The organism is Peptoniphilus mikwangii (genome assembly GCF_000468535.1).
Classification (GTDB): Bacteria; Bacillota; Clostridia; order Tissierellales; family Peptoniphilaceae; genus Anaerosphaera; species Anaerosphaera mikwangii.
In genome coordinates this window covers 504994-518335 of record NZ_AUQY01000002.1, presented here as the reverse complement: position 1 = coordinate 518335, position 13342 = coordinate 504994, and the positions used below count along the sequence as shown (strand labels likewise).

At 32.7% G+C, this 13342-nt stretch carries 7 protein-coding genes, 1 tRNA gene and 1 rRNA gene; 8 read left to right on the top strand and 1 reads right to left on the bottom strand.

Features of this window, described 5'->3' with window-relative positions; translation table 11 throughout:
• The first annotated feature begins 44 nt into the window (after positions 1 to 44).
• The 4 genes from M915_RS02885 to argS are packed head-to-tail and all read left to right on the top strand — an operon-like array spanning position 45 to position 7087.
• The gene (locus M915_RS02885) at positions 45 to 587 is read left to right on the top strand and encodes a coiled-coil domain-containing protein (RefSeq protein ID WP_036729153.1); all 543 of its coding nucleotides are present in this window, start codon (positions 45 to 47) and stop codon (positions 585 to 587) included.
• Positions 580 to 2958, top strand: a complete 2379-nt coding sequence (locus M915_RS02880; RefSeq protein WP_036729150.1) for a U32 family peptidase — start codon at positions 580 to 582, stop codon at positions 2956 to 2958. Before M915_RS02885 ends, M915_RS02880 begins: the two co-directional genes overlap by 8 nt.
• Positions 2942 to 5317, top strand: coding sequence for an endonuclease MutS2 (locus M915_RS02875; RefSeq protein WP_036729147.1), 2376 nt, complete (start codon positions 2942 to 2944; stop codon positions 5315 to 5317). The genes M915_RS02880 and M915_RS02875 overlap by 17 nt, the downstream gene beginning before the upstream one ends.
• A gap of 60 nt (positions 5318 to 5377) precedes the next feature.
• A complete protein-coding gene (gene argS / locus M915_RS02870) occupies positions 5378 to 7087 on the top strand; it encodes an arginine--tRNA ligase (RefSeq protein WP_036729778.1) in 1710 nt (569 codons plus the stop codon).
• A 64-nt stretch (positions 7088 to 7151) separates the two neighbouring features.
• On the opposite strand, the gene M915_RS02865 is transcribed toward argS, so the two are convergent.
• Positions 7152 to 9341: a stalk domain-containing protein gene (locus M915_RS02865; protein ID WP_036729775.1), complete on the bottom strand. Its 2190-nt coding sequence runs from the start codon at positions 9339 to 9341 to the stop codon at positions 7152 to 7154.
• Positions 9342 to 9483: 142 nt separating this feature from the next.
• On the opposite strand from M915_RS02865, the gene M915_RS02860 reads away from it, so the two are divergent.
• The 4 genes from M915_RS02860 to M915_RS02845 all read left to right on the top strand — a co-directional run bounded on the left by M915_RS02860 (position 9484) and on the right by M915_RS02845 (position 13332).
• Positions 9484 to 10227, top strand: coding sequence for a hypothetical protein (locus M915_RS02860; RefSeq protein WP_036729144.1), 744 nt, complete (start codon positions 9484 to 9486; stop codon positions 10225 to 10227).
• Entirely contained in the window at positions 10227 to 11333 is a 1107-nt protein-coding gene (locus M915_RS02855; RefSeq protein ID WP_036729142.1) for a tetratricopeptide repeat protein, read from the top strand. Before M915_RS02860 ends, M915_RS02855 begins: the two co-directional genes overlap by 1 nt.
• A gap of 238 nt (positions 11334 to 11571) precedes the next feature.
• Positions 11572 to 13100 (top strand): 16S ribosomal RNA (locus tag M915_RS02850).
• A gap of 155 nt (positions 13101 to 13255) precedes the next feature.
• Positions 13256 to 13332, top strand: a tRNA-Ile gene (locus M915_RS02845).
• The last annotated feature ends 10 nt before the right edge of the window (positions 13333 to 13342 follow it).

Below are 13342 nucleotides of genomic sequence, written 5' to 3'. Positions count from 1 at the left end.
AACTTAAATTTCATTGATTCTTTTATTTAATTTAGGAGGTAGTCATGGATAAAAAGAGAATAAAAGTTCAAATTGACGATATGAATTTTCATATTATAGGGAATGATGATGAAGAGTATATTAAAGAGCTTGCAAATGATTTAAACAATAGAATAAATAATATGAGAAGTTCAAATTTTAAGTTAAATCAAAATCAAAACTTAATTCTTCTTGCTCTTAATCTATTAGATGAAAAAGAAAAAATGAAAAAAGAATATGAATTGCTCCAAATTATAAAAGAAGATGATGATGCGTATAAAAACAGTTTAGATGAACTTGAGCAACTTAGAGAAGAAAATCTTAAACACTTGTTAGACGAGCAGGATTTTAAAAATAATATTTCAAAACTGAGAGATAAAATAAAATCTCTTGAAGAGGATAATACAGAACTTAGAAGTGAAGCGTTGAATAAAAATAAGAAAATTGAAGAAATGCTTGCTGTTATAAATGAGCTTAAAGATGAAAAGAATGTGTTAGAGCAACAAATTTATGATTCTCAAAAGAGAATAATGGATTTAAATAGAGAAATTGAGAATTTGAATGAATAAAAATAATTATGAAATCTTGGCACCTGCAGGAAGCTTTGAAGCATTAGAAGCAGGAGTTAAGGCGGGGTGTAATGCAGTATATTTGGGAGGAGAAAAGTTCAGTGCAAGATCCAAAGCACACAATTTTTCGAATGAAGATTTAAAAAAGGCTGTAGAATATGCTCATTTAAGGAATGTAAAAATATATGTAACTATAAATATTTTAATAGATGATACCGAGATGATAGAGGCAATAAAATTTACGGAATATCTATATAAAATAGGAGTAGATGCAATAATAGTACAAGATTTAGGATTTTCACTTCTTGCAAGAAAACTTTTTAAGGGCATAGAAATTCATGCCAGTACGCAGATGGCAATAAATAATTTGTATGGAGCAAAAACAGTCGAAGCTTTTGGTTTTAAACGTGTTGTTCTTGCAAGAGAAACTGAACTTAGTGAAATAGAATTGATAAAAGAACAGACCGATTTGGATATAGAAGGTTTTGTTCACGGGGCATTGTGTGTTTGCTTTTCGGGTGAATGTCTTATGAGTTCTATGATAGGTGCACGTTCAGGAAACAGAGGAGATTGTGCTCAGCCTTGCAGAAAGAAGTACGAAATATTAGATTTGGCTTTTAATAAAGTGGCAGATGAGAAATATTTAATTTCACCTAAAGATTTAAATACAATATCATCTGTTAAACAACTCATTGACAGGGGAATATATTCTTTGAAAATCGAAGGAAGAATGAAAAAACCTGAGTATGTATATCAGATTGTTTCAAGCTATAAAAAAGCAATTGAGGATGAAGTTAATTCGGAAGATAAAAATAATGTCAAGCAAATTTTTAATAGGGGATTTACGAACGGCTTATTTAACGGAGATTTCGGAAGAGATTTTATTTCTTATGACAGACCTGATAATAGAGGAGTTTTGATAGGAGAAGTAATTTCAAAGACAAAATCAACTTATATTTTATTGCTGAATGATAAAGTAAATATAGGAGATGGGTTGGAGTTTAATTACAACGGAAACAGCATCGGATTAAAGTCTGATTTTAATAGCGGAAATTTGAAAGAATATAAATTTAAAACGGACAAGAAAATAATAGTCGGTTCTAAAATATATAAGGCGTCATCAAAAGAGTTGTTAGATTCAATAAATTTTAAACTGAATGAATCCGCATCATATAGAATCGTAAATATAAGAGCGGAGTTCAGAATAGATAAGAAACCGGTTATTGAAATGGAATGTGACGGTTTCGTAGTTAGAGAAGAAATTGATACTTTAGTTCAAAAGGCTCAAAATAGAGCATTAGATGAAGAGAGAATCAGAGAAAATTTATCTAAACTCGGTTCAACGATTTATAAGGCGGGATTGATAAATATTATATTTGATGAAAATATATTTATGCCAATGTCCGCTATAAATGAACTTAGAAGAGCTGCAATTGAGAAATTGGACAGGTTATTCATAAAAAGGGACAGAGCAGGAATTTTTGTGGACAATTCTATCTTCAACATAGATAGAAAAGTAAAGCGTTCAAAAGCTAAGCTTAATGTTGAAATAAATAATTTAGATGATTTAAAATCTTTAAATGAAAAAAAGGTAAATAAAATATATTTTCCGATAGATAAAATTACAGATGATGTTATCAGTTATCTAAAAGAGAAAAATATAATGTTAAGTGCTGTATTTAAAAAATTTCAAAATTCAAAACAGCTTGTTGAGAGTTTTGATATTTTAAAAAACAATTTTCATTTATTTGATGAAGTGTTATTAAATAATTTATCACAAATTTCACTTTTAAACGGAATTGATATAGTGAAGGTTGCAGATATCGGATTAAATGCTTTCAACAGTTATAGTGTAAAATGTCTTCTTGAGATGGGATTTGATAGAGTTATCTTGAGTCCGGAATTAAATAATAGACAAATCAAAGTTATCTCTAAAAATTTTGCGGACAAAATAGAAGTTATATCTCATGGATTAATTCCGGTTATGACCATGGTTCATTGTCCGATGTCTGTTGAGCTGAATTGTAAAGATACTAAAAATTGTATGAAATGTAAATACAGCAGAGGATTTTATCTAAAAGATGGTAGAGGAGAAAAATTTTTGGTTGAAAGAGATAGAGAGACTTCACAAATTTTCAATTGTCATCCTATAATGCTTGCAGAAAAAGTAAAAAATTATATGTCTATGGGAATAGAGAATTATAAATTAAATTTAAGAGAAGATATAGATGAATCTGTTAATTTATATAGTGATATTTTAAACGGTAAAAGTTTTAATTCAGATATATTAAAGGATAAATTAGTGAAAAAATATGGAGCAGTTACAAACGGACATTATAACAGGGGGATTTTAAATGGGCAATCTGTTTGAAAAATCTAAGCGAATTCTTGAGTTTGATAAGGTAATTGAAAAGCTGAAAAATATAATTGTTTCTGATATAGCCAGAGAAATGGCATCTGAAACAGATATTTCTACTGATATAAATGAAATAAACAGAAGGCTTGATGAAACATCCGAAGCAGTTAATCTAATAGTAAAAAAAGGAGAACCTCCACTTTTCGGAATCAGCGCAATGAAAGATTATATGCGAAGAGTTAGCATAGGAGGAAGTTTGAGCGCTGCAACGTTATTGAGCGTTTCTGATTTTTTAAGAGTATCAAGATATTTAAAAAATTATTTTAATATAGACAGCAAAGACGGAAACTATCCGATACTTCAAGGACTTGGTGAAGGTCTCAGCAGTTTTAAAAACATTGAAGATGCAATAAATAATGCCATAATATCTGAAAATGAAATTTCGGATGCGGCATCATCCAAGTTGGCATCTATACGAAGACAAATAGTAAAGAAAAAGGATGCTATAAGAGATAAATTAAATTCAATAGTTACAAGTGAATCTGATAAAAAATACCTTCAGGATTCTATAATAACAATTAGAGAGGGAAGATATGTAGTTCCGGTAAAGCAAGAGAATAAATCTAAAGTAAAGGGACTAATACACGATATGAGTTCAAGCGGACAGACTGTCTATATTGAACCGATGGCGGTTGTAAATTATAATAATGAGCTAAAGACATTAATATCCGAGGAAAGAGAAGAGATAGAGAGAATTTTACAGGAATTGTCAAATATGGTTGCCGGTGTCAGTTATGAGATTGCAGCTAATGAAGATATTTTAAAGGAAATAGATTTTATATTTGCAAAAGGGAAATTATCTCTCGATCAAAATGCAAGCAGACCTATGCTAAATGACAGAGGTTATATAAATTTAAAGGCTGCAAGACATCCGTTATTAAATGTAAAAAAAATAGTTCCCATATATATTTACTTGGGAGATGAATTTACATCTCTTATAATAACAGGACCAAATACGGGAGGAAAAACTGTAACCTTAAAAACTTTGGGACTGCTTACATTAATGTCGCAATATGGACTTCACATACCCGCACAGGAAAACTCGGAAATAGGAATTTTTGATGAAGTTCTTGCAGATATAGGAGATGAACAAAGTATAGAACAATCACTGTCAACTTTTTCATCTCACATGGTAAATATAGTTGAAATATTAGAAAGGGCAACAGAGAAAAGCTTAGTTTTATTTGATGAACTCGGGGCAGGAACAGATCCGACAGAAGGGGCTGCTCTTGCAAGAGCGATTATGGATTATATGTTGAAAAAAAATATACGGACAGTTTCAACAACGCATTATAATCAACTTAAAATATATGCTCTTACAGTGGACGGAGTAGCAAATGCTTCTATGGAGTTTAACGTAGATACACTTTCTCCGACATACAAATTACTGATAGGAGTGCCCGGTAAGTCAAATGCATTTGAAATTTCGAAAAGACTCGGACTTTCAGATGAGATAATTGATGAAGCGAGAGAACTTATAAGTGAAGATAATATTGAATTTGAGGAAGTTTTAAGATCTATTGAAGAAGACAGAAGTAAGATAGAAGAGCATAAACAAAAAGCTGAAATAGAACAGAGAAAACTTGAAGAGCACAATAAAAAACTTGAGCGGGAACTTGAAAAAATCAGAAACAGCAGAGAAAAAGTAATATCAGATGCAAAAGATGAGGCAAGAAATTTATTGTCCCGTACTAAAGAAAATATAGAGCTTGTCTTAGATGAAATATATTCTATTAAAGAGGAGCTAAGTGTAGAACAGGCAAGAAAGTTACAACAAGCTCAAGATGTATTAAGAGATAATTTAAGAGATGTTGCAAACAATGTCAAAAAGGTAAAAATTGAAAAGGTAAAAAATCCTGTTAAAGATTTAAAAATAGGAGACAGCATACGTTCAATATCATTAAGTGCGGATGGAGTAGTTCTTGAATTACCTGATGCGGACGGAAATGTATTAGTGCAAATGGGAATGATGAAGATGAAGCTCCCTAAAAATACGCTTGTATATTCTAATGAAAATGATACCGTTCAAAAGACAAAGACAAAAAAGATAATAGACAGGAAATCAAAGCTTATCAAATCTGAAATAGATGTAAGAGGAGAAAATTTTGACGAGGCAAAAATAATAGTTGAAAAATATATTGATGATGCGTATTTGTCCGGACTTAAAACTATCAGAATAATACATGGAAAAGGTTCCGGAGTTTTGAGAGAAAAGTTAAGAGCATATCTCAAAAAGAATAAATATGTAAAATCTGCAACAGATAGTGCATATAATGAAGGAGGAATGGGAGTTACCATTGTAGAATTGAAGTAAGTAGTGTATAATATAACAAATATAGAAATAATAAAAAATATAAAACAAAGAGGAGTAGCTATGATTAATTTTAAAGACGAAATTGTAAAGATATTAGATGGAAAAATTCCTGAACTTTCAGAAGTAGAAATCAGAAATGCGATTGAAACTCCACCGAATTATGAAATGGGAGATTTTGCATTTCCGGTATTTTCTCTTGCGAAGGTGTATAAAAAGAATCCAGCAATAATAGCAGGTGAAATAGCAGGCTCTATTAATAGTGAATATTTTGAAAAAGTTGAATCAAAATCTGCATATATAAACTTTTTTATAAATAAAAAAGAATTGGCGGAAACTGTTCTTAGAGAAGTATCTGAAAAGAATGAGGATTATGGAAAACCGGGAATAGGAAAAGGAGAAAACGTAGTAGTTGAATATTCATCTCCGAATATTGCAAAACCGTTCCATATAGGACACATAAGATCGACAATAATAGGAGATTCTTTAAAGAGAATTTATGCATTTTTAGGTTATAATACAATTGCAATAAATCATCTTGGAGATTATGGAACCCAATTTGGAATGTTAATTGTGGCAATTAAAAAATGGGGAGATAAGGAAGTAATAAAGAATGATCCGATTCCTGAACTTTTAAAATTATATGTAAAGATAAATGCGGAGGCGGAAGCCGACCCTGCACTTAAAGATGAATGCAGACACTGGTTTAATGAGCTTGAAAACGGAAATGAGGAAGCTTATAAGCTTTGGGAGTGGATAAGAGAAATATCTCTTGATGAGTTTAACAAAGTATATAATATGTTAGATGTGCATTATGATTCATTTAATGGAGAAAGTTTTTATTCAGATAAAATGCCGGGAGAAGTTGAGATGTTAAAAAACAGCGGAGCATTAAAATTATCTGACGGAGCACAAATAGTGGATCTTGAAAAATATAATCTTCCACCATCCTTGATTATAAAATCAGATGGTTCCACTATTTATATTACAAGAGATATAGCGGCGGCACATTATAGACATGAAACATATCATCCGAAAAGAAATATATATGTTGTAGGTTCGCAACAAATTCTTCATTTCCAACAATTGAAGGCAGTTCTTGCCGAAATGGGATATGATTGGTCGGATGAAGTAGTCCATGTGCCATTTGGTATGGTGTCACTTGAAGAAGGAACACTTTCAACAAGAAAGGGAAGAGTTGTATATCTTGAAGATGTTTTAAATAAAGCAAAAGATAAAGTTTTAGAAATTCTTACAGAGAGAGAAAAACAAAGAGGAGAAAAGATTGAAAACAAAGAAGAACTTGCAGCACAAGTTGGAATCGGCGCAGTTAAGTTCCAAGAGTTATTTAATCAAAGAATTAAAGATTATGTTTTCGACTGGGATAAAACATTGACATTTGAGGGAGAAACAGGTCCTTATGTTCAATATGTTCATGCGAGAATTTGTTCTTTGCTTGAAAAGGGAAACTTCGACAAAGAAAATAAATTTAATGCATCATTATTGACATTAGATGAAGAATTAAATCTGCTTAGAACAATTTATAAATTTACAGATGTTGTAATTGATGCACATGAGAAATATGAACCATACTTCATTACAAGATATGTAGTTGAACTTGCTAAGCTATTTAATAAATATTATAATTCAACTCAAGTTATAGTTGAAGATGAAGAACTTAAGAATGCAAGACTTATGCTTTGTTATGCAGTTAAAACAGTAATAAAAGAAGGACTTAATTTAATTGGTGTTGCAGCACCTGAAAAAATGTAATAATAAATTAAAAAATCCTTTTATTAGATTTAATCTAATAAAAGGATTTTTTGTTTTAATTATTTTAGTTTGGAACTGTACTGTTTTGATTTTTATTTACAGTATTTTTATTCGAGTTTGTTTTAGGATGTTCTACATTTTCAGGTTGAGTTTGAGGAATAACATCTTGAGCATTGTTTGGAATTTCAAGTATTGAAATTGTTTTTGAGCTTCCTTCATAGGACACATCCATTCCAAGCGCTTCTGCAATAAACCTGATTGGTACAAAAGTTCTTCCGTCTTTTATAAAAGCTGCCGCATCTATTTCCTGGTTATTACCATTTATAGATATATATTTTTCATTTAACGGTATGCTTATATTCTTATCAGCATATAAGATATTTACTGTTTTTGCAGTTTCGTCATAAGATATATCTCCTCCAAAGCCTTCAACTATAAATCTAACAGGTACAAAGGTTCTGTCATTTTTAATAAATGGAGCTGAATCCATTGTTTTATTTTCTTCATTTATCATATAGGATTTTTTGTCTATATTCATTTTGATGAGTTTTGCACTGTGATCATAGATCTTTGCAACGGAACTTATACTTCCTGCATTTACAATTATGTCCGATACAGCTTTTCCGTTAAATGAAAGAATTTTTAAGTTTCCGTTTTGATCAAATTCTCCGTTAAACCCATCTAAAGCATATGCTAAAACTCTCGGACTTAAAATAACTTCTTTCTTATTTTTGAGTATTGCTTTAGTGGTTACATTTAACGTCTCATTTTCAGCAATTCTTTTTTTATCTGTACTGACTATTAATTTTTCGATATAGTTAAAATCTTTGACTTCGATTTTTTTTGTTGCAGATATACCTTCTTCAGTGGATAAAATCAGATTAATTTCACCGGGAACAAGTGCCAAAAATAAGTTTTCATTCCAAGTTCCGTCTTCCTGATTCATACCGAGTAAAGAATATTTTAAATTATCAGTTTTTATCGGTTTCAGATTTTCATTCCAAGCACCACCGAGTCCGAATTCTGCACTTTCGCCAACTACCATTATGTTAGGACCTTTTATTTTAACTCCCGCAACTACGTTTGAATCAGGAGCAGTGTTGAAAATTCCAATACCGCTTACAACTTTTCTTTCTCCTGCGTTTCGTTCCGGATTTATAACTCTTGTTCTTTCAAATTCTCCAAGATTTTTAAGAACCATTGCAGTAGATCCTCCGCCATCTAAATTAAGTGCTTTGTAAGCTCCGATAGATTTCATAAAATCTGATAATTGAGATAGTTTTAATCCTGAACTTCTTTTTGTTCTACCTTCGGCAGATGCAATATATAGAGTTTTTCCATCTTGAGATATACCTGCGGCTGTTCTTGCTCTAACTCCACCAAGTACGTTTATATCTTTAGTATATTTTACAACTTCACCATTATCTACTAACAGTGCGTGTCCTCCTATCAGAAATTTAAAATCTTTATCCGGAGTTATTGCATATTCAATATTTATTTTATCGCCGATTTTTACGTTTGACTTTATAAATTCGTAAGCTTTACCTTCCACTTGAAGTATATATTTTCCATCCGGTACGCTAAAGTCAAAATTTTTACTTTCACTTATTTTTTCAATTACTCCATCGGAATTTACTAATATTTCAGTATTTTTTTTGTCTCCTCTTGATTTTGAAGCCCAAAAATCATTGTATAGCTGAATTTTATTTTGATGAGAATATTCGTTTGTAGGTTCATACCAATAATATGATTTGTTAAGTCCGTCAATTGGATATGATTTTCCATTTGGAGCAGTTACTTTTCCGCTAAATGAAATTTGTTCAATCATAGCGGTATTATCTGATGTAATACCGAGAGAATACAGTCCTGTATATACACAAGGTGAGCTTTGCAGCTTTCCTTCTATAATTGACGGGCCTTCAGGCGAACCTTGAAGTATCATATTAAAAAAATCACCATTTACAAGTGCAGTTGCATCTGTTGCGTTTGCCATTTCAGATACAGTTGCTCTTTTAGTATATTTTCCCTTACCTGCGACAACTGAAAGATTTAAGTACGGATTAGTCAAATCGCACTTTAATAAATTTATAACAGTGCTTTTGCCGTCATAATCTACGATGTGCTCTTCTCTGACAACTCCCGGACTTATAGTTTCCGTAAAGCCCTGTTTTGCAAATACATTTGAATTTGGCAACAGTATTATAATTAACGAGAAAAGCAAACATAAAAATTTCTTTTTAAAATTAAATTTCATCATTACCTCCTAAGCATATATATAAGTATAGTATTTATTTACAATTTTCTCAAATACTTTCTTTAATATAATTATATTAGCTGGAAAAAATTTTTGATTTTATTTATAATGTAAAGTAGTCAATAATAATAGAGGTGATTAAATGAATTATATGGACGATTTAAAAATGGTTTATTTAAAGGCGATTAAAGAAACCGAAATAAGAATAAAGAAAAATCCGGTAGTGTTATTATTTCCGATGATATATGGGCTGTTGATATTTGCATCTACGATAATATTCGGTATGTTCACAACAACGCTATTGGGAAATACATATATTATGGGATTTTTAGCTCCTGTATTATATTCATTAATAATGTCAAGTTATTTTGAATTTCTTTCGGATATAAACAGCTATAATAGAATACGATTTAATAATATAGGAAATACTTTTACAAAAAATTTCAGGCAAATATATTCAGTGTATTTTATAATGATACTGATATCTTACATTACATCATTTGTCGGTGACTTGTACTTTATATTATCGTTTGTAATTTTTATTTTATTAAATCCGATAAGTGAAGCGGTATATATTAGAGGAGAATCATATATATCAGCTTATAGCTATAGTTTAGAATTTATGAAAGACAATGCATTACACTGGTTAGTTCCGTTATTCATTTATTTGGGAGTAATTTATTTGGCAGTAGGAAAATATGATACACTGACTCTACTATATAACCCTATATCATTGTTGACGGGAATAAAATTTAATGCTGCAAATATTTTTAAGTTTGTAGGCTCATCATTTCTTACAGCGGTATATGTTATTTTCAGAGGAGCTCTATTTAACATACTTAGTAGAAGTACAATGAGAAAAAGACAATATATGGGTGAAATATAATGGATTTAGAAAAAATAGTAAAAGATAGCTTGAAGAATATAGTATTTTTAGAATTAAAGTCTAAAACTAAAGTCGGAAATATAGAATTAGATACAGAAACACCTCTTCCGATTAATTTAAACAGTTTAATAGGAGGAATAAAAAAAGGGGAACTTGGTGAAAATATAAATATAGAAATAATAGATGAAGCTATAGTTTATTTGCTCGGAATAGAACCGGACTTTAAATACAGTGATGATTATGTAAAAATAATTAACTCTACAATAAAAAACCTTAAAGAATATATAATGTATTTAAGCTATATGGCATCAAAAAACAGCAATTATATTGATAGTTATATTTATATTAAATCAGCGGAATTATTACTTGAATATGATGAAGAAGTAGAATTTACGAAGATAAACATAATCGAAAAAATATATAACGAAAACTTAAACAAACTGAAAGACGATGAGAAATCCAAACTATTAAAAGATATAATAAACGGATATGAAAATATACTGAAAGTGAATGATAAGAACTCACTCTGTTATTATAGACTCGGCTTTATAAATCAAGGATTAAAAAATTATCTCAAATCGAAATTGTACTTTGAAAAATTTTTAAATACAGCTTCCGAAGATATGGAAGTATTAAAAAATGAAGTCAGAGATAATTTACAGGAATTAGAAGATTATGCAAATATTGAAACATCACAAACATATATAAGCTATGGAAAGTTTCAGGAGGCATATAAAATACTTCAAAAAGTTTCGGATTTATATCCCAATAAAGACGAATTATATTATCTGTTCAGTATATGCCAATATAATTTAGGATTTAAAACAGAAGCATTAAACAGTATAGAAGAAGCAATTAAAATAAATGAAAAAATAGAAAATTATTATAATCAAAAGTCGATATGCCTTATATCGTTGGGAGAAGAAAATTTAGCGGTGGGAAATTACAAACAGGCAATAGATTTAATAGCGGACAGCTATATTTTAAATTATAATTTAGGTATGCTTTTGTTTAATATCGGCAATATAGAATACAAAGAATATTTAAAGAAAGCATATCATATAAGCCCAAATGATGAACTTTTAAAAATAGTGAATGAATTATAAAAAATCATATTGACACATGAAAAATCAAATGGTAAACTAATGAAGTCGACGAAGTAAGTTGACAAAAAGCCTGAAAAAAGTTCTTGACAAAAGAACAAAAGGCGTTATATAATATTAAAGCTACTTTAAGAGTGGCAAACCTTGATAATTAAATAGTGTAAGAGAAAGAAACACAAGCAAAGCAAAAAGCTTAGCGGAAAAAGTCAGTGAAAGAAACTGAAAGCTAAGGATACAAATTTCAATTGAGAGTTTGATCCTGGCTCAGGACGAACGCTGGCGGCGCGCCTAACACATGCAAGTCGAGCGATGAAAAGGATTTGGAGTTCTTCGGGACAAAGAAACCTTGGATTAGCGGCGGACGGGTGAGTAACACGTGAGTAACCTGCCTTTGACATGGGGATAGCCTCGGGAAACCGTGATTAATACCCAATAACATTTCCAAGTCGCATGACATGGAAATCAAAGCGTTTAGCGGTCAAAGATGGACTCGCGTCTGATTAATTAGTTGGTGAGGTAACGGCTCACCAAGATAGCGATCAGTAGCCGGCCTGAGAGGGTGAACGGCCACATTGGAACTGAGAGACGGTCCAAACTCCTACGGGAGGCAGCAGTGGGGAATATTGCACAATGGGGGGAACCCTGATGCAGCGACGCCGCGTGAGCGAAGAAGGTTTTCGAATCGTAAAGCTCTGTCCTATGGGAAGATAATGACGGTACCATAGGAGGAAGCCCCGGCTAACTACGTGCCAGCAGCCGCGGTAATACGTAGGGGGCTAGCGTTGTCCGGAATCACTGGGCGTAAAGGGTTCGCAGGCGGAAAAGCAAGTCAGGTGTGAAAGGCGAGGGCTTAACCCTCGTAAGCATTTGAAACTGTTTTTCTTGAGATGTGGAGAGGTAAGTGGAATTCCTAGTGTAGCGGTGAAATGCGTAGATATTAGGAGGAATACCGGTGGCGAAGGCGACTTACTGGACACAAACTGACGCTGAGGAACGAAAGCGTGGGGAGCAAACAGGATTAGATACCCTGGTAGTCCACGCTGTAAACGATGAGTGCTAGGTGTCGGGAGTAATCTCGGTGCCGCAGTAAACACAATAAGCACTCCGCCTGGGGAGTACGTACGCAAGTATGAAACTCAAAGGAATTGACGGGGACCCGCACAAGCAGCGGAGCATGTGGTTTAATTCGAAGCAACGCGAAGAACCTTACCAGGGCTTGACATATAGTGGACATATTTAGAGATAAATACTTTTCTTCGGAAACCGCTATACAGGTGGTGCATGGTTGTCGTCAGCTCGTGTCGTGAGATGTTGGGTTAAGTCCCGCAACGAGCGCAACCCTTACCTTTAGTTGCCAGCATGTAAAGATGGGAACTCTAAAGGGACTGCCGATGATAAATCGGAGGAAGGTGGGGATGACGTCAAATCATCATGCCCTATATGCCCTGGGCTACACACGTGCTACAATGGTCGGAACAAAGGGTAGCAAACTTGTGAAAGTAAGCAAATCTCAAAAAGCCGATCTCAGTTCGGATTGTTCTCTGCAACTCGAGAACATGAAGTCGGAGTTGCTAGTAATCGCAGATCAGAATGCTGCGGTGAATGCGTTCCCGGGTCTTGTACACACCGCCCGTCACACCATGGGAGTTGGCAATACCCGAAGCCTGTGAGCTAACCTTAGGGGAGCAGCAGTCGAAGGTAGGGTTAATGACTGGGGTGAAGTCGTAACAAGGTAGCCGTATCGGAAGGTGCGGCTGGATCACCTCCTTTCTAAGGAGATTAACTGTTGGACTGTAAAAGGAAAGGCAGTAATCAAAAGTGAAGGACACACAACAAACCAAAGAGAGCTTGGTTCTAAGCTCTTACACTATTAATTATATATAAAAAAATCCAATTCAAAACTATATAGTTTTGAATTAATTTATGGACTTGTAGCTCAGGTGGTTAGAGCGCACGCCTGATAAGCGTGAGGTCGGAGGTTCGAGTCCTCCCAGGTCCACCAGTAATGATGA

Coding starts and splice junctions, on each gene's coding strand:
- M915_RS02865 (WP_036729775.1), bottom strand. CDS start 9,341: ATGAAATTTAATTTTAAAAAGAAATTTTTATGTTTGCTTTTCTCGTTA.
- M915_RS02875 (WP_036729147.1), top strand. CDS start 2,942: ATGGGCAATCTGTTTGAAAAATCTAAGCGAATTCTTGAGTTTGATAAG.
- M915_RS02855 (WP_036729142.1), top strand. CDS start 10,227: ATGGATTTAGAAAAAATAGTAAAAGATAGCTTGAAGAATATAGTATTT.
- M915_RS02880 (WP_036729150.1), top strand. CDS start 580: ATGAATAAAAATAATTATGAAATCTTGGCACCTGCAGGAAGCTTTGAA.
- M915_RS02885 (WP_036729153.1), top strand. CDS start 45: ATGGATAAAAAGAGAATAAAAGTTCAAATTGACGATATGAATTTTCAT.
- M915_RS02860 (WP_036729144.1), top strand. CDS start 9,484: ATGAATTATATGGACGATTTAAAAATGGTTTATTTAAAGGCGATTAAA.
- argS (WP_036729778.1), top strand. CDS start 5,378: ATGATTAATTTTAAAGACGAAATTGTAAAGATATTAGATGGAAAAATT.